Below are 18,297 nucleotides of genomic sequence, written 5' to 3'. Positions count from 1 at the left end.
CAGTGTCTTTCGTCTCACTCCTCACACTTCACCCCTCACGTTTATTACAGAAGGCTTGACCTTCCCCTTGTGGGAAGCTTTAAGCTCGGGTCATAAACCCTATCGAGGAGTCGGATCATGACCATTGCCAAAGTTCATACCCTTTCCCCCGACGAGCAACACATACAGCTGCCCATTACCGGCATGAGCTGTGCTTCTTGCGTGCGTCGCGTAGAACAAGCCTTGCTCAAGACACCGGGCGTGACGGCGGCCAACGTTAATCTGGCGAGCGAAAAAGCAGACGTCAGTTTGACCGCGGGCACCTCGGTGACGGCATTAACCGACACCATCACCCAGGCCGGTTATCAAATCCGCAGCGAGCAGTTTGAACTCACCATTATCGGCATGAGCTGCGCCTCTTGTGTGGGGCGGGTAGAAAAAGCCTTGCTGCGTCTGCCCGGGGTGATCTCGGCCAATGTGAATCTGGCCGCAGAAAGTGCACAGGTGAGTGCCCTGGTGGGCAATGTGGAACAAGCCCAGTTGGTGGCCGCTATCAAACAAGCCGGTTATCAGGCCAAGCCACTATCGGAACAGCGCGAAGACGATGACGAGCGCCACGCGCTCGAGCAACAAAGCCTGAAGCGCGACTTTGGCTGGTCGCTGGCGCTGGCGTTGCCGGTTTTCATACTGGAAATGGGCGCGCATATCATCCCTGGTATGGCACAGTGGATTCAGGCCACCCTGGGGCAATCGCTCAACTGGGGGATTCAGTTTGTGTTAACCACCCTGGTGCTGTTGGGGCCGGGCCGGCGCTTTTTACGTCTTGGCATCCCTGCCTTGTTGCGTGCCACGCCGGATATGAACTCGCTGGTCGCGCTGGGCAGCGTCTCGGCCTGGGGCTTTTCGGTGGTGGTACTGTTTGCCGGCCACATCTTGCCTGCCGGCACTCAGCATGTGTATTTTGAAGCCGCCGCCGTGATTATCACCCTGATTTTGCTGGGACGTTTTCTGGAAGCCAGGGCCAAAGGCCGCACCGGCGAAGCCATACAGCGCTTGTTGAGCCTGCAGGTCAACACGGCGCGGGTACAACGCAATGGTAGCAGCCAGGAAGTGCCCCTGAACGAGGTGCAAGTAGGCGACTGCCTGCTGGTGCGACCCGGTGAGCGCATACCGCTGGATGGCACAGTGCTGTCGGGCAGCTCTTATGTGGACGAGTCCATGCTTACCGGCGAGCCGATACCGGTAGAAAAAAAGCAGGGCGATGAGGTGGTAGGCGGCACTATCAACAAAAATGGCGCCTTGAGCATTACCACCACCAAGATCGGCAAAGACACCTTGCTGGCACAAATCATTCGCATGGTCGAACAGGCCCAGGGCGCCAAACTGCCCATTCAGGCCCTGGTCGATAAAGTGACGGCGGTGTTTGTGCCGCTGGTCATGGCCATTGCCGCATTAACCTTTGCGGCCTGGCTGTGGCTGGGTCCCACACCGGCACTCAGCTTTGCCTTGATTAACGCCGTGGCGGTGCTGATCATCGCCTGCCCTTGTGCCATGGGTCTGGCGACACCCACCTCCATTATGGTGGGTACGGGCCGTGCCGCCGAGCTGGGAGTCCTGTTTCGTAAAGGCCAGGCCCTGCAAACCCTGCGCAATACCCAAGTGGTGGCGCTGGATAAAACCGGTACCCTTACCAAAGGCCGGCCGGAGTTAACCGACCTGCAGCTGATGCCCGACTTTGCAGAAAACGACACCCTGGCGCTCATCGCCGCGGTCGAGCAGCACTCCGAGCACCCGATTGCCGAGGCCATAGTGGCGGTGGCCCGGGCGCGCGAGCTCACCTTGGCGAGCCCGGAAGACTTTCAGTCGCACTCCGGCCTGGGTGTCAGCGCCAGGGTGGAAGGTAAAAAAGTCGAAGTGGGGGCCGACCGTTATCTTACCCAACTTGGCTATGACCTGAGTGCACTCGGCAACAGGGCACAACTGCTGGCCAAAGAAGGAAAAAGCCCGCTGTATGCGGCCATCGATGGCCAGCTGGCCGCCATTATTGCGGTGGCCGACCCCATTAAAGAGGGCACACCGGATGCCATCAAGGCCTTGCATGATCTGGGGCTGAAAGTGGCCATGATCACGGGGGATAACCGCCATACCGCCGAGGCCATTGCCCGCCAGTTGGGGATAGATGAAGTAGCAGCCGAAGTCATGCCCGACGGTAAAGTGGCGGCCTTGCAGCGCTTGCGCAAGCAGCATGGCCCGGTGGCGTTTGTGGGGGACGGTATTAACGACGCGCCGGCCCTCGCCGAGGCGGACGTGGGCCTGGCCATCGGCACTGGTACCGACATTGCGATAGAGGCGGCCGAAGTGGTTCTTATGGGCGGCGACTTGCGGGCGGTGCCCAATGCGCTGGCCATCAGTCAGGCTACCCTGACCAACATTCGGCAAAACCTGTTTTGGGCCTTTGCCTACAACGCCTGTCTGATCCCGGTGGCGGCCGGGGTGTTATATCCGTTATACGGCATTTTGCTTTCGCCTATGCTGGCCGCCGGCGCCATGGCCATGTCGAGCGTATTTGTGGTCGCGAACGCATTGAGACTGAAGCGTTTTCAGCCCCGTTAGTGGCAAAGCGTGAGGTGTGAGGTGTGAGGTGTGAGGTGTGGGGTGTGGGTATAGCGCAAAACACTGAGTTTGCAGACTCGCGTATTACACCTCACCACTCACCATTTCCTCTTTACTGTCCTTTACAGCCAAAACCCCAGCAGCATGAACAGGGGGATCAGTACCAGAACCGGGCAGCGCAAGGTGCGCAGTGCCAGCAAGCCGATGGCGGCCGCGGCGAGTGCCGGAGCGGCGGTCTCGCTGTTCACACTAATGCTGCTCACAAAAACCGGTTGATACAAGGCCGAGAGCAACAATCCCACCACGGCGGCATTAATGCCGCGAGCCGCGCCTGCCATTAAAGGTCGTGAGGCCAAGGCATGCCAGCTGTTCTGCAGCGCCAATACCAATAAAAAGCCGGGCAGAAAAATGCCCAGGGTCGCCGCCAGCGCGCCCAGAATTGGGGAGGTAGGGTAAAGCTCGGCGCCTAAAAAACTGGCCAGGCTGAACATGGGGCCCGGCATGGCCTGGGCGGCGCCGTAACCGGTTAAAAATACATCCTCGGAAAGTGTCTCGGGTAGCGTGTTTTGCAACAGGGGCAACACCACGTGTCCCCCACCAAACACCAGACTACCCGCCTGATAAAAGTCGGCAAAAATGGCGGCGGTATCGGTCAGGCTCAGCAAGGGCATCAGCAGCAACAAGCCAAAAAACAGCAGTAAAAACGGCCAGTTTACGCCCAGCGCTTGCGTGTGTTCGGCGGGCTCGCCCTTGAGCAAGGCGATACCCACCAGGGCGGCGGCGATTAACACCACAAACTGAGTGGCAAGGCCCGGGAATAGCCATAACAAGGCCGCGCCGAGCACGGCCAGAGTGAGCGTGGTTTTCTGGCGGCAAAACTGTCTGGCCATGGACAACACCGCATCGGCGACCACTACCAGAGCCAATAGCTTAAGCCCGGTGACGATGGCCAGTGCCGCGGGCTGACTGGCCCAGGCATTACCCGCCAGGGCCAGAGCAAGCATCAACAGGAAAGAGGGCAGGGTAAAGCCGATAAAGGCGGCCACGGCGCCCCAAAGTCCGGCACGTTGATAGCCCAGCGCAAATCCCAGCTGGCTGGATGCCGGGCCCGGTAAAAATTGACACAGCGCCAACGTAGAGGCGAAGCGGTCCTGGGGCATCCACCCCAGTTTGTGAATGAAATGACGCTGAAAATAGCCGATATGCGCAGCCGGTCCGCCAAAGCTTATCCAGCCCAGTTTGAAGAATTGCCAGAATACGTGAAGCATGCGTGAAGTCACCAAGAAGAAAAATATATTCATGATAACAATTTGACGTGAAAAACGCGTGACAATGAAAAGGTAAAAACGATTGCGCGTTTATTTTTATCTGTCTCAGGTGAGATCTTCTGATTTACTGCTTTGCCTGGCGTTTATGCTGGTGTTTCTGTGTTGCCAGAAGGTATCTGGGTAATATTTTGTAAGGTAAAATTGACCCATGTTCATTATCCATAATATTAAACGGCTCACAACCCATTCATTTTAACTGGTTTTTGTATGGTTAGATGTCTAATCTAACGAGTATTACTTTAGTCATCATATAAAGTCGGGTAAACAGGGATGTTAATTCTTCGGCGAGCAGTCATTGTATTTGTTGGTTATTTCCTGCTGGCTGAGTTTGGCAGACTGTTGGCTATTCCTCCGGCATATACCTCTCCTGTCTGGCCTGCGGCGGGCCTGGGGGTATTTTATCTATTGATGTGGGGATGGCGTTACTGGCCCATGATCTGGCTGGGCTCTGTTGCATCCGACGTACTGCACCGCTTCGTGCTGGCGGAACATGACCTTGAGCTGACTGTGCTCACCATGACGGCCGTGGACGGAGTGGGGGCCAGTCTGTCTGCCATCGTTGGCGCCTGTGCCATGGTGGCGCTTGTCGCGGATAAAAAGCGTGTCATCAGCGAGCGCAGGGTATTCAAGGCAATATTGATAGCCGTGCCAGTGGCCGGCGCCATAGCACCCACTCTTAGCTTAGGCACCCTGTATCTGTTATCCAGGATCCCGGTTGAATCTATTGCCGGAAGCTGGATTTACTGGTGGATGGGAGACAGCCTGGGAGTGATGTTGCTTGCCCCGCTCATGCTGCCTCTGACATCCCGCTCGCTCTCTCACCTTGGCTTTAACAAGCACATCAGGCAGTTACAAATCGTTCCTCTGCTCGTCATAGTGGTGCTGATTCTCGCTTTTCACGCTCTGGGGCGCATAGAAAAACTGGACTTCCAGCAGCGGCATGAGGCACGCAGCGAGGTGTTACAGGACAACCTCAGGCAGACGTTGTTCGCTTTAAGCGAAACCGTGAAGGCGACTGGCGATTTCATCATCAGTAGTCAGCAGGTTGATCTGGGTGAGTTTCGACGTTTTACGCAGCGCTCTTTGGATAGCGGTTTGGTTAAAGAAATAGGCTGGACTCCCAGCGTATCAGGGGCGCAAGGCGACGGCTACCGAGCGCTAATATCCGGCTTCGATAGGGGGATAGAGAATGAATATTCGGAAAGGCTGGAATATGCCATCTCCAACAGGCAAAGCATCTTCATCAACCAGAGGCTCTTGAACGGCAGCAATATCGACAGAGAAGATGCCTGGCATTATGTTCTTCCTGTGTATAACAGCGAGTTAACGCCAGCGCTAGACAGCCAAAGTGAAAGAAAAAAGGCGTTTATCGGATTTGTGAGCGGCTTGATATATTTCGATGACGTTACGACTCTGTTCAGTGAAAGGTTGGCCGCGTCCGGTGTTCACTTCAGGCTCACGCTTTCTTCTCTTGATGAGGAAGAAACTGTCCTGTTGTCGGATAACAGAACGGATATCAACAAGGAAAGTGCGCCGGACTGGAGTAATGACTATGAATACATTGGCGATAAAAAAATAAAGCTGGAAACCTGGCCCTCCAGCCCCTGGCAGGCGGGCCAGTCGGCAAACATGAAAGCTTACGCCGTCAGTGCCACCTTGCTGGCATTTTTTGTTACTTTTTATGTCATTTATATCGCCAAGCAAAACGCACATATTGCCCGGCGAATAAAACGTCGTACAAAGATGTTGAATGACTCGAGAAGAGAGTTCTCGGAAATACTGGATAACATGACCAGCTACATTGTAGAGCTGGATAGTAGTGGGCGTATTAACTGGTTAAACAATACAGTTAAAGATGCTTATCACTTGTCAATAGCCGAGGTGGTTGGCAAGAGCTTTGTCTCGAGTCCCTGGTTGCGTGACTTGCCACAAGAACAGACTTGGTTAAGTGACGATCTTAATGTGGCATTACTAGGTACCAATGTCAGAAGGGATCTAGAGCTACGAAGAATGAATGGGGATATTTTCTCACTGGATCTCAATATTATTCCTGTTTTTGATGATGCCTATAACGTCAGAAAGCTGATAGTGGCTGCACACGACATCACCGAAAGAAAAATAGCCGAGAAAAAGCTGGAGCAAAATGAAAAAGTACTGAATCGTATTGTGGATGGCAGTGAGCTGGGCTACTGGGATTGGAACGTTGTAACCAATAAGCTGGTGGTAAAAGGCTCTTATGCCAGCATGCTGGGGTACAAGCTGGAACAGTTTACTTGCATAGACGACTGGATCACATTAATTCACCCGGAAGACAAAGGTGAAGTGCTACAGCAGCTCGAAAGCCACCTGCAGCGGCATAATGACAATTACATGGCTGAATATCGGGTGTTATCAAGCAGCGGTGAATGGCACTGGATCCGTGCCCGAGGAAAGGTATCGCAATACGACGATGAAAGAGCGCCGATAACCATGTCCGGTGTGCATGTGGATGTGCACCAGGAAAAACTGATAGCAGTGGAGTTGCATAAGAAAGAAGCCTTGTTGCTTGAGTTGAATCAGTCACTGGAAGAAAAAGTAGACAGAAGAACGCAAGAGCTGCAACAGCTGACCGAGCAACTTGAAGACAGGGTTGTCGAGCGCACGGCCGAGCTGCAAGAGTCTCGTTTAGAGGCGGAAAAAGCGAACCAGGCCAAATCCTACTTTCTGGCAACCATGAGCCACGAGATACGCACACCATTAAATGGCGTGGTCGGCATGATTGATGTATTGGCACAAACGGAGCTGAGCCACCGGCAGCATGAAATGCTGGAGTTGATCAATTACTCTGCAATATCGCTATCTGAATTGATTGACTCGATACTGGAGTTCTCAAAGATAGAGGCGGGGAAAATAGAAGTTGAACACCAGGTTTTTTCAATCAGGGATATTATTGAAAAAACCTGTGACATGCTGGACTACCAGGCAGTAAAAGAAGGGGTAGAGTTGACCTTGTTTATTGACCCCTTATTACCGGATAACCTGATTGGTGATGACTTTAGGGTTCGCCAAATCATCATTAATCTGGTTAACAATGCCATCAAATTTTCCAGCGGAAGAAAACCGGGCAAGGTGAGAGTCGGTGTCATGCTTGCCAGTAAGAATGATCGGGAGCTGAGCGCGAGCTTCACCGTCTCCGACAATGGTGTTGGGATAAATGAAAAGGCGCAGAAAACAATATTTAATGCCTTTACTCAGGCGGATGTATCAACCACGAGAAACTTTGGGGGAACCGGCCTCGGCCTGGCGATAACCAGCCGCCTTGTTCAATTACTGGGGGGCAGTATCAGCCTGCAAAGTGAGGAGGCCTGTGGTGCCTGCTTCACTGTACAGTTGCCCTTTGCACAGGATGAAATGGCGAGCAAGGATACTTCATTGGTCTCTCCGATAAACGGAGTGCCTTGTCTGGTTATCGGAGGGATAGACGACATAAGTGATGATCTGCTCTGTTACCTTCGTCATGAAGGCGCTCAGGTCAATTATGTGTCAGATCTGGAGGCTGCCATACAGGCAAGTGATCTCTATGCTCCCGGGCTCTGTATCTGGATATATGATGCCATCGAGCAGGGCTTTTCCGTTGAGGGATTAAGGGAGGCTGCTCGCCTGTGGCCACAGCACCAGATTCGATTTGTTATTTTGGAACGCGGCAGACGAAGATCCCCCCGCCGGGTAGATGAAGACCATGTGGTCATGGATGCCAACGTACTCAAACGTGATGTCTTTGTGCAGGCAGTTGCTGGGGCTGCCGGAGTCGTTCCCATACCGGAAAAGACCGCCATTTTAGACGTGAAGTACAGTAATGAAAAGTTACCGGACGTTGTTGGTAATGAAGCTTCGATATTGATTGCCGAAGATAATGTTGTGAATCAGAAGGTGATTAATAAACAGCTGTCGCTGTTAGGATACCAGGCCGAGATAGTGAGCAATGGGCAGCAAGCGCTGCATTTGTTACGTGAAAAAAACTATGACTTGCTCATTACCGATCTTAGCATGCCGGAAATGGATGGATACCAGCTAACTCGATTCGTCCGCAGCGAGTTGGGGCTGAACAAGGATATTCCCATTATTGCGATTTCAGCCAATGCCTTCAAAGAAGAAAAGGAGCGTTGTCTTGAGCTTGGTATGAATGACTACCTGACCAAACCTCTGGAACTCAACAAGTTTCATGCCGTGATATCACGTTGGCTTTCAAACCAGTTGCCTGAACAATCCTCAGGTGATATATCTGTTTCTCTTGATAGTGCATTGCAAAAAAGCCATCAATCTGTCGATATTAATATATTCAAATCTTTGATTGGTGACGATGAAGCCCTGCTTCATGAATTGCTCGGCGAGTACTTGCGCACGATAAATGAGCAAAGCAAGCTGATACTGGATGCATGGGAAAGTAAAGATAATCGACGCCTGGCCGATATTGCCCACTCATTGAAATCATCATCACGCTCCATTGGGGCCATACGGTTGGGAGCCCTGTGCGAAGAAATGGAAAGCCTTTGTAATCACACTCAGGGGGGAGTTGCTTCCCGTTTGATTGAGCTATTCAAGATGGAAGTGGACGCCGTAATTGACTTTGTTGAAAAGACAGTCGGTTAATGGTTAGGGATATTTATGAAAAATGACTCGGGAAAAAAAGTTTATATTGTTGATGATGATTTATTTTCATTGAAGTTAATGGCGAGCCTGTTGGTGCGACATGATTTTCCTGTCGTTGAAATCTACCAGGATGCCAAGTTGGTTCTCGATGTGCTTGCCGCGGAGGACGGGTTTCCGGATCTTGTCTTTCTAGACTTGAACATGCCAGGCATGGATGGTCTGGAAATGATAAGAAGGTTGGGAGAGTGCGGCTACTCCGGGGGGCTTATATTGGTGAGTGGCCAAAGTGAAAGGATCATAAACTCATCGGCTGAGCTGTCCAGAGTACATCAGGTGAATATCATCGGGACCTTGAAAAAACCGGTTAATACGGATGCACTGTCGAAGCTGCTTGGTAAGTTTAAAAGTCATGGCGAAGTGGTTGTTAAAAGAGAATGTCACTATTCGGTTGATGACATAATATCTGCATTAGAGCACAAGCAGTTCATCAATTACTATCAACCCAAGGTATCCATGAAGGATGGCACCGTCAAGGGCTTTGAAGCACTGGTCCGTTGGGCGCACCCTGAACATGGCCTCGTATATCCCGATCAGTTTATTTACCTGGTTGAACGGTATGGGTATATAGATGACTTAACCAAGCTGGTTGTTAAAAACGCCATTGATGACTTTAAAGTTATCGGTGGCAGAGACAAGTTGCAGCTCTCAATCAACCTGTCGATGTTGAGCTTGATCAACCCGGGCTTCATGGACGAAGTTTGTCGTATCATAGATGCCGAGGGAATGTCGCCGCATCATTTTTTGTTTGAAATAACAGAAGGTAAAGTACTGGATGATAAGCGGCAGCCGCTGGAAATATTGACGAGACTCAGACTGAGGGGGTTTGGGTTGGCCATCGATGACTTTGGCACCGCGTATTCAAACCTGGACAGCTTGAATGACTTTCCATTTGAAGAGCTGAAGCTGGATAGAAAGTTTGTTCATAATGTCAGCCAGGGAGGGGTGAACCTTGAGTTTTATAATGCGACACTTTCACTGGCAAGAAGGTATGCAATGAATATTGTTGCTGAAGGAGTAGAGCATCATGAAGACTGGCTTTTTCTGAAGAATACTGGTTGTGACTTTGCTCAGGGATACTTGATTGCCAGGCCCATGCCCATGAATGATATCAACTCATGGCTGATGCAGTGGAAAGAGCAGTTTTCAATCATATCATTAAAGCAGAGAGGCTGAACGATATGAATAGAAGAACTGTTATTTATATTGCTACAGACAATAAAAGTTCGGCAGAGTTGATAAAAGAATCAATATCTGATGAGTTTAGTGATGTTGTGTTTTCAACATCTTTTGCTTCTGTGGCTGAGGGGTTTGATCAATCTGGCGCCAGTATTATATTGCTTGCATATAACAGCGTTACACAGTCTGATGAAGTATATGATGATTTTCTTCTTCATAGTAAGCAAATACACCTGCTGCCTTGCAGGGTGTTGCTACTCTGTGGAAAAAATGAAGCCAGTGTAGCCTACAAGCTATGTCATGCTAAAAAGTATGATAACTATATCGTATTTTGGCCTTTGCATTATGACCCGTTTCGTTTGATGATATCTATTACTCAGGCTGTCACTGAACTCGAAGAGTTATACAATATGAGAGGGAAGTTGGCAGAGCTGGCTGATAAAGAGCGAATAAACACCGAGCTGGAAGCTCTGGTGATTAAGCAGGCCGAAGGTGCGATTCGCTATGCAACAGGGATTAATGATAATGCCAGTAAGATCAAGGTCTCGGTAGAAGAGGCCCTGGATAATATCGACCGCCAGACACGGGAAGGCGTAAGTGTTGACCAGTATAACAAGGGGCTGGAGCTAAGCGCCAAGATTAAAGATGCCTTTAACCTTGAAAAGGTAAGGAAGAAAATCGAAGAAATAAAGGCCTTGTCCAGGGACTTTGATGCCTTTTTTTTCGGACACATCAACTTGTCTAAACGTATAGGTGATCAGGCTAAAACGTTAAAGAAAAATATACTGGTTGTTGATGATGATGCTTTTCAGAGAAATGTACTCGTATCCTTGCTAAAGGCAGAAAATTACGATGTTGAAGTTGCTTCCTCGGGAGCCGAAGCGATAAAAGTGTTACATGATAACACGCCGGATGTTATTCTGATGGATATACTCATGCCTGGAATTAGTGGCATTGAAACAACAAAGTATATAAAGAGCAACGCATGGAGCAAGGATATACCTGTAATTATTATTAGTGGCCAGAGTCAAAAAGATATCATTGTTGATTGTATAAAAATGGGGGCTGACAGCTTTGTTCTCAAGCCTTTCGATCGACAGACTATCATAAAGAAAATCTCGACGGCGCTTAATAATAAATGAGAAGTTTATCATTCATTGTAAGTAACGTCCGTGATTGAGCCGGTTATCAATGCAGCGGCGTGACTCCGTTCCCCTTGATCTGACGTCGTTAGGCTCTGCAACCGAGTCTATACTGAAATGGTTTACTCACCCAAAGAAGGACGAAATCATGGTTAAGAAAATAATGGCAGTCTTGATGGTGGTCGGTTTGGCAGCTGGCTTGGCCGGGTGCAATACCTTCGCCGGTGCCGGTAAGGATATTCAGCGTGGTGGTGAAGCGGTAGAAGACGCCGCCCGCGATGTGCAATATTAAATACGGTTGGTAGAGAGGTGTGAGGGGCAGGCGACAAACACCACATCTGCAGGTTTGTTTTTACACCTCGCTCCTCACACCTTACGCTCTACAGTCTCAAGCAAAGCGCTGTTGCAGATAGGCAATAATATCGTTGGATTCATACATCCAACGGCTTTCTCCGTGCTCTTCTATACGCAGGCAGGGAGAGGTGACGCGTCCACCGCCGGCTTGCAGTTCATCCCGGTGGGGTGATCCAGGCTGAACATTACGCAGCTCTATAGGCAGATTCAGCTTGTGCATTTGTCTGCGCACCTTGATGCAGAACGGGCAGCGCGGCAGTTGATACAACGCCAGCTGTTTGCAGGCGTTATCCACTTCAAGCTGTGCCTCGGGAGATCTGCGCATCTTGGTAGGGCGAGTGATGAAATCGCCCAGCTGCCAAATTCCCCCGACCCCATTACGTAATATTTTTACTAGCATGACGGCTCCCTTATTTGATGAGCAAAAGCAGTTGCTCGATATACAGTGCTCAGCAAAGGATTGTATCTGAAAGCGCCACGTTTTTTTGCTATTTATGCAAGGCGCTGGCCAACTCCATGATGCGCTTGGCTCTGGCCATCACCGGGATGTCGACCATGTTCCCGCTCACCGCCACCACGGCGCCATTTTCCCGCCGCTCCGCTGCCAGAATATGTCTAGCCCAGGAGATCTGGGCACTGGTGGGGGCTAACGCTCGCTGCGCCGGCGCCACTTGAGCGGGGTGGATCAGCAATAAACCACTAAAGCCCAGCCGCATGCCCTGGCGGGCATAGTCGGTCAGTCCCTTGGGATCGTGAATGGCGGTGTAAATGGCATCAATGGGGGCTGCCAGACCATGGACTCGCGAGCACATCACCAGCTGGCTACGGGTATATAAAAAAGCGGATTCATCCAAGGGCTCACCGGCAGGAGGCGGGTAGTCCATGCCCAGATCCAGAGCCAGATCAAGCTTGCCAAACAGCAAGCGGCTAACACCCGGGGCGGCGGCAATCTCGTTAAGCCGCGTGAAGGCAAGAGCGGATTCAATAAAAGGCAACAAGGGTTTTTCGGTAATGTGAGCCAGCTCTTTCAGCGCCACGGGGTCATCGGCTTTTGGTACCACAATGCCGGCGACGGCGGCCGAACGGCACAGGTTGGTGTCCTGGCTGAACCAGGGACTGCCGGTGGCATTGATGCGAATTAATACCGAGTTGGCGGGTTGGCTGTCGAGCCAGGTACTGAGGGTGCTGCTGGCGGCATCTTTTTCTGCTGCCGGCACGGCGTCTTCCAGATCGATAATGATGGCATCGGCCCCGCTGGCCAAGGCTTTATTAAAGCGTTCCGGCCGGTTGGCTGGAACGAAGAGCAAGGTTTGTAGCGCATTGATGTCCATAATAACCCCTGTTAACCCGGGCAACCTGGCCCGGGGAGATGCAACGGAGTCTTCTATGTAAACCAGTGTGCCAGCCCTGTAAACCACCATAGTCAGAGAGTGGGATCTGTGTGCGTTTACCGGCTGTTATTGGCGGATAATGCCTCTTAAATCATCAGATATAGCCGATGTGAGGCTCATATGCCGCCTTGGGAGCAGGATCTGTCCGGTGAGCCTGTGATGGTGATGCAGGACTGGAGGGAGGCGCTTTCAAGTCATCACAGGGGGGCGGGTCCTTGCAGGCAGGAGCAGGAACGCACATAGGCCCGCCACTGGCGAGCCGAAATTTTTAGCAGGCTTATATCTCCAGGCTTATTGGGCCAGCAAGGCACGTTTTCGTTCATGCGGCTGTTGCTGGTTGGGATTATCTGTGGTCAGCAGCTGGATATTGAACTCCATTTGGGTGAACGGCTGGCTCAATCCGTACTGTTCGGCCAGAACCGGATCCTCGATGCGCTTGCCTTCCACGACCAGCTCGTCCCGGGTGGCGAAGGCGAAGTCATCAAAGGTGTATTCGTCACCGGCCAGGTTGATCTGGGTGGTCAGGTGACGGTAGCCCGGCTTGGAGATGAAGTAGTGGATATGTGCCGGGCGCTGGCCGTGGCGACCCAGCTGGTTGAGCAGTTTCTGGGTGGCGCCTTCGGACGGGCAGCCGTAGCCAGACGGAATGATGCTCTGGGCGGTGTAGCGACCTTCGGCATCGGTCTTGATGCGGCGCCGCAGGTTGTACTCGCTCTGGGAGGGATCGAAGTAGGAGTAGGCGCCTTTCAGATCGGCGTGCCAGATATCGACGATGGCATCCGCCAGCGGTTGACCGGCCTCGTCGGTCACCTGACCCGTGATGATCAGGGGTTCACCCTCTTGGGTACCGTCGTCCATACGGGCGAAACCCTCACTCAGGGGGGCGCCGGCCACGTACAGCGGACCTTCTATGGTACGTGGCGTACCGCCGGTCAAACCCGCTTCGGCATCGGCGGCATCCATGCGGATATCCAGGTAATGATCCATGCCCAGTCCCGGGGCCAGCAGACCGGCCTCGCCATTTTCGCCCAGCTCGTTGATGTAGTAGACGGCACTCCAGAACTCTTCCGGGGTAACGTCCAGATCCTCGATGATCTGGAACACGTCTTTCATGATGCGGTGTATCAGTACCTTGGTGCGCTGGTTACCGCCTTCCTGATCGAAGCCGGCGATTTTTTCCAGTAATGCCTGCACCTGGGCGGTATGTACGGTTTTAACGGTCATTGTCTTGCTCCTTGACGTTGGATCTGGGTGTTAAACTATGGGGCCTGTTTCCGATAACACTGGCTCACAGTATTGTTTCTGCATGGCCATGTTCCCTATATACGCTTGAACAGGGCGGAGCGGTTTTGTTCCTGAACACCGTCGGCGGCAGTCAGAAATGACTCCATATGGATGTCACGCTCGAACAGCCGACTGTGCATCAGGGTGGTAATGGCGGCATCGATCATCGGGGGCGGACCACAGAGGTAGGCTTTGTTGCCCGCACAGCGTTCCTTGAAGTAATCGGCCACGGCCTGGTGCACAAAGCCGCTAAAGCCCTGCCAGTCGTCTTCCGGCAAGGGGGCGTTCAGGGCGGGTATGTAGTGAAAGTTGTCATGTTCGGCGGTCAGCCGCTCAAACAACTCACGGTTATAGAGCTCGGCCAGGTTACGGGCGCCCTGGAACAGATAGATGGGGCGGTGATCGCCCTCGGCCAGCATATCCAGGATCATCGACTGGGGGCTGGACAGGCCCGACCCACCGGCGATAAAGATGGCGCCCTGCTCATCGGATTTACGCACGAAGAACTGGCCATAGGGGCCGGACAGCTCGAGCGAGTCGCCCACCTGCAGCTCGTCATGCAGCCAGCTGGTGGCCTTGCCGCCTTCGACCTTGCGCACGTGCAGTTCTATCTCCTGGGAGGAAGAGGGGGGATTGGCCAGGGAGAAGGCACGGCTGCCCTCCACCCCGGGCACCTGCAGGTTGATGTACTGACCGGCCTGAAAGTCCATGTCCCGATCCAGCCTGATGCGAAGGCCGCGAATGGTGGGAGACAGGGCCAGGATCTCGGTGACGGTGCCGCTGTAATCCTGCACCGGGTGGCCCGCAAAATCCGGATCCACGTCGATGTCGGCCTCGATCACCAGATCGGATTCGGGCATGCAGCAGCAGGCCAGTACCTTGCCTTCATCCCGCTCTACATCCATCAGGGCAAAGGACGAGGCCGCGCCCACATCGGCAAAGCCATCGGTGACTTGCACCTTGCAGGTGCCGCAGGTGCCGTGGCCGCAGGCGAAGGGCAGCCACACTCCCTGACGCAGGGCGGCATCCAGTATGGTCTGTCCTTCTTCTACCTCGATGACATCGCCGGTAGGCTCAATGGTGACTTCGTAGCTCATAAAACCTCCTTAAACGCCGGTGCCTTTGTAACCGTTCAAACCCGGCGTTTTGAAGCGCAGCAACGACTTGTGATCGAAACCCTGCTGTTCCAGCGTCAGCTCGCGAGAGGGCGACAGCGGTTGGCCGTTGAGGGTCCACTGTACGCCGGACCAGTCAATATGCTCGAAGTCGGGATGCTGGCTGAACCCTTCGCTCAGGATCCTGTCCTGCAGCTCGGCAAAAAGCATGGCCGGAGACAGTAGAAACGTCTTGGCCGAACAGAACAGCAGGTGCTCGTCCCATCCAATATGCACCAGAATATTGCCGCCAAAGTTGGCTTTGGCATCCCTGACTTCGCCCTTGTAGTCTTTGTTGAGTGCGATAACCGGCATGATGTGTTTCTCCTTGATATTGGGGACAGGATCCGTCCCCTGTTAAGACGGTTTGGGGTCAGGCCATGCCTTTCCATTGGTTCCAGCGTTGTTCGTCCGGCGAGCCCTTGAAGTCCATGTTGTCGGCGCCGACGTTCATGCGGTAATAGTCACTGAGGATCTGCTCCAGATCGGGACCGCCACAATTACCCTGCAGTATCTGGTTAACCGGCAGCCAGGCCTGGACGTACTTCTCCGGCTCGTCACGGAAGATGTCGTGGCAGCCATCGGAGCACATGTGATAACGCTCGCCCTCGTGAATGGCCTCCCGGTAACTGATCTGACCCGGATCCTTGTCCATTTCGGTGAAGGTCATGGGGACCTGACACACCTGGCACAGCTGGGGCAGGCCGCTGCTGTAGAAGCGCTTGCCTTCCGCTTCCATTTTCTTGGCCAGCTCCCAGCGCGGACGGTAGTATTTGTCGAAGGTGTCCGGGTACTTCTCACTCAGCCAGTCCAGCTCCTCATCGCTGGGGATCCAGGTATGGAAGCCGGCGGCATGGCCGTAGTTGTAGAAAATCCACCAGGCCTGGTGCGACACATGTTCTTTTTCTTTTTCAATGACTTCGCTGTATTTCGGCATCCGGATGCCGTAGCGGGCCAGATCCTTGAACAGGGCGCCACCGGCCTCCTCGAAGTACATTTCCCAGGCTTCCTTCCAGGACATCACCTTGTTGGGCAGCATGTAATCCATCATCATGCCGACGATGGACAGCAGCCGGGTACCACGCCAGAACCACTTGTCGATCCATTTCTGTACTATCGGCAGGTTGTCCTCGTGCTGCTCGAGCAGGAACTTGATGATCTCCAGACCCAGAGTCATATGGCGGGCTTCGTCGGACTGGGCACTGAACCCGAAGGTAACGGTGGCCAGATCGCCGTTGTGGGCGGCGCCGGACATGAAAGGCACGAACAGCAAATTGGTCAATACGTATTCAAAAGAGAAGCTGATGGCCAGCAGAAACTCGAAAGGGCCGGCACTGCGGGCATCTTCGAAGAAGGACTTGGGCACCGACAGATACCAGACCCGGTCGTGCATGTGGCTCCAGTCCTGAAAACCATCAAAATGCTTGTTGTAGTGGCTCATGGCGTGGATCTGGGTTTGCACATGACGCAGTTCATCGATGGACTGCATCTGGGAGGCGATGCGTGCGCCTATGCCGCCAAATTGCCGGCCGGCGTGGGCATATCCCTGGTAGGCCTGATACTCCAGCGGGGTCACCGCCGTCAGGAACAGCTTGATGGCGTTGACATAGCGCGGGTCGGAGACGTTGAGCTGGCCGTTGTTCTGGGCAAAGGCATCGAAAATCGCGTACAGCTTCTTTTCTTTTTCCGACTGATATTTCCAGTAGGCATCCATGGTCAGGCGGAAGGGATCTTCCCATTTTGACCAGTCGGTGATCTTGATGCCTTCGAACTCTTCGAACGGAAAGGCGTCCTTGCGATCCTGATAGGAAAACTCCCAGTCCAGATCGCGGGTCAGCAGTCGGTATTTATCCTTGAGGTTCAGTTTTTTAGCAGCCATGAGTCACTCCTTTTCTCAGCTTTTCCAGCACAATGTGAGTTGATCTTCGTCTTCATCCACGTTGCCGCCCAGGGTAATCAGGTTGAGGTGCAGTTCCTGCACATCCCAGTCACGGCCCAGCTTGTCTTCGACGGTTTCACGCCGTATCACCAGCAGATCCTCATTTTCAATGCGGATCATCGCCGGCATGTGCTGGATGCTGGCATCCGGGTTGTCTTCTTCGATGGCCTCGACGATATAGCGGGAGATATCGTTGTCCTGCAGGGCCAGGTACACTTTTGACATGTGATGGTTTCCTTATTTACTGATGCCAGCCTTGGCGATACGTTTGTCGAGTTCGGTGAGCGCCTGGTGCAGGGCGTCGTCATCCAGCATTTCCCGCACCAGAGGTGACAGGGCATCGGCGACCTTGCCACGCCACTTTTCGGTCCATTGCTGCAATTGCTGTCGGTTAGACTCGCTTTCGGCGGCGGCAATCTTGAAGGCACTGTCGCTCCAGCGGCCGAGATCCTTGTTACATTCCTTCATGAACTCGGTCAGCAGGCCGATATCACGGCCGTCGTTGGCCACCAGCCAGGCATCGAACTGACGGTATACGACGTCATTGAGCAGGGTATCCAGCACCAGGCTTTGCGCGATGAACAGCTCGAACCAGTCCTTGGTGACCAGCGTCTCTTCGCACAAGGCACGCAGCCCCTGCCAGACCGGATCCGTCATCCAGTATTCTTTGGCCTCGGCCAGGGAATCGGCACTGTTGCCATCGATCAGCAGACCGATACGGGAGAGGTACTGAGCCATGCCCAGTCGGTCCATGCCGGCAAACAGCAGGGCCTGGGTAATGGCGGTGCCGTAGCCGTAGTCGGCGCCAAACAGGTGGTTGAGGTTGGCGGTTTGCTCCACATGACGCAGAGGTAGCAGGAAGCGGGTGAGCTTGGACTTCAATTCATCGCTCAGGTTGGCAGCCAGCTCGCGCTTTTCAAAGAAGGTATAGTTGTTTTCGGCGCCTTCCTGCATGCGGGCTCGCTGCTGCACATAGGCACCGTAGTAGAACTGGCGCGGGTCACGAAAGCTGTACCAGTCGGTCATTTCGATGACGGTACGGCTTTTGTCGTTCAGCTGTTTTTCCTGATCCCACAGCGGACGGTAGTGGAAGTTGGCTTCCCCCTGTACGTCGTAGGTGGCTTCCTGATAGCGGCTGGCCGGCTTGTCGCCGAAGCGACGGCTGATATTGGCAAACGTCTGTCGTATCGGCTCTATGCCGGCGGTTTTGATTTCCAGTGTCATCTTGCTTCCTCTTTCCTGAGTATC

14 protein-coding genes are annotated in these 18,297 nt (G+C 53.1%); 5 read left to right on the top strand and 9 right to left on the bottom strand.

Going from position 1 to position 18,297, the window contains the following annotated elements:
• The first annotated feature begins 117 nt into the window (after positions 1 to 117).
• Positions 118 to 2,592 (top strand): heavy metal translocating P-type ATPase, encoded by a 2,475-nt coding sequence (locus ACN0VL_RS00405; protein ID WP_417614019.1) that lies wholly within the window; start codon positions 118 to 120, stop codon positions 2,590 to 2,592.
• Positions 2,593 to 2,714: 122 nt separating this feature from the next.
• On the opposite strand, the gene chrA is transcribed toward ACN0VL_RS00405, so the two are convergent.
• A complete protein-coding gene (gene chrA / locus ACN0VL_RS00400) occupies positions 2,715 to 3,860 on the bottom strand; it encodes a chromate efflux transporter (protein WP_417614017.1) in 1,146 nt (381 codons plus the stop codon).
• A 330-nt stretch (positions 3,861 to 4,190) separates the two neighbouring features.
• Between chrA and ACN0VL_RS00395 the strand changes: the two genes are divergently transcribed.
• From ACN0VL_RS00395 to ACN0VL_RS00380, 4 genes are all read left to right on the top strand, one after another.
• Positions 4,191 to 8,549 (top strand): ATP-binding protein, encoded by a 4,359-nt coding sequence (locus tag ACN0VL_RS00395; protein ID WP_417614015.1) that lies wholly within the window; start codon positions 4,191 to 4,193, stop codon positions 8,547 to 8,549.
• A 15-nt stretch (positions 8,550 to 8,564) separates the two neighbouring features.
• Positions 8,565 to 9,782, top strand: a complete 1,218-nt coding sequence (locus ACN0VL_RS00390; RefSeq protein WP_417614013.1) for an EAL domain-containing protein — start codon at positions 8,565 to 8,567, stop codon at positions 9,780 to 9,782.
• On the top strand, positions 9,725 to 10,927 hold the full coding sequence (locus tag ACN0VL_RS00385; RefSeq protein WP_417614012.1) for a response regulator: 1,203 nt from the start codon (positions 9,725 to 9,727) through the stop codon (positions 10,925 to 10,927). The genes ACN0VL_RS00390 and ACN0VL_RS00385 overlap by 58 nt, the downstream gene beginning before the upstream one ends.
• Before the next feature lie 148 nt (positions 10,928 to 11,075).
• Complete coding sequence (locus tag ACN0VL_RS00380; RefSeq protein WP_417614010.1) at positions 11,076 to 11,219, top strand: entericidin A/B family lipoprotein; 144 nt, start codon at positions 11,076 to 11,078, stop codon at positions 11,217 to 11,219.
• A gap of 96 nt (positions 11,220 to 11,315) precedes the next feature.
• Here ACN0VL_RS00380 and ACN0VL_RS00375 read toward each other — a convergent pair whose 3' ends face one another.
• The 8 genes from ACN0VL_RS00375 to ACN0VL_RS00340 all read right to left on the bottom strand — a co-directional run bounded on the left by ACN0VL_RS00375 (position 11,316) and on the right by ACN0VL_RS00340 (position 18,273).
• Positions 11,316 to 11,681, bottom strand: a complete 366-nt coding sequence (locus ACN0VL_RS00375) for a glutathione S-transferase N-terminal domain-containing protein (RefSeq protein ID WP_417614008.1) — start codon at positions 11,679 to 11,681, stop codon at positions 11,316 to 11,318.
• A gap of 88 nt (positions 11,682 to 11,769) precedes the next feature.
• Positions 11,770 to 12,612, bottom strand: coding sequence for an HpcH/HpaI aldolase/citrate lyase family protein (locus ACN0VL_RS00370; RefSeq protein WP_417614006.1), 843 nt, complete (start codon positions 12,610 to 12,612; stop codon positions 11,770 to 11,772).
• Between the two features lie 351 nt (positions 12,613 to 12,963).
• A complete protein-coding gene (catA, locus tag ACN0VL_RS00365) occupies positions 12,964 to 13,896 on the bottom strand; it encodes a catechol 1,2-dioxygenase (protein ID WP_417614004.1) in 933 nt (310 codons plus the stop codon).
• 95 nt (positions 13,897 to 13,991) lie between these two features.
• On the bottom strand, positions 13,992 to 15,053 hold the full coding sequence (locus tag ACN0VL_RS00360) for an NADH:ubiquinone reductase (Na(+)-transporting) subunit F (protein ID WP_417614002.1): 1,062 nt from the start codon (positions 15,051 to 15,053) through the stop codon (positions 13,992 to 13,994).
• 9 nt (positions 15,054 to 15,062) lie between these two features.
• A complete protein-coding gene (locus ACN0VL_RS00355) occupies positions 15,063 to 15,425 on the bottom strand; it encodes a phenol hydroxylase subunit P4 (RefSeq protein WP_417614000.1) in 363 nt (120 codons plus the stop codon).
• A gap of 58 nt (positions 15,426 to 15,483) precedes the next feature.
• Positions 15,484 to 16,989, bottom strand: coding sequence for an aromatic/alkene/methane monooxygenase hydroxylase/oxygenase subunit alpha (locus ACN0VL_RS00350; RefSeq protein WP_417613998.1), 1,506 nt, complete (start codon positions 16,987 to 16,989; stop codon positions 15,484 to 15,486).
• A 15-nt stretch (positions 16,990 to 17,004) separates the two neighbouring features.
• Positions 17,005 to 17,274 carry an MmoB/DmpM family protein gene (locus ACN0VL_RS00345; RefSeq protein WP_417613996.1) on the bottom strand — a complete coding sequence of 90 codons (270 nt, stop codon included), beginning with the start codon at positions 17,272 to 17,274 and terminating at the stop codon, positions 17,005 to 17,007.
• Positions 17,275 to 17,286: 12 nt separating this feature from the next.
• Entirely contained in the window at positions 17,287 to 18,273 is a 987-nt protein-coding gene (locus tag ACN0VL_RS00340; RefSeq protein WP_417613994.1) for an aromatic/alkene monooxygenase hydroxylase subunit beta, read from the bottom strand.
• Positions 18,274 to 18,297: the final 24 nt, after the last annotated feature.

The sequence above is a fragment of the Oceanisphaera sp. genome, from assembly GCF_048268965.1.
Lineage (GTDB): Bacteria > Pseudomonadota > Gammaproteobacteria > Enterobacterales > Aeromonadaceae > Oceanimonas.
This window is presented reverse-complemented; position numbering and strand designations above follow the sequence as displayed.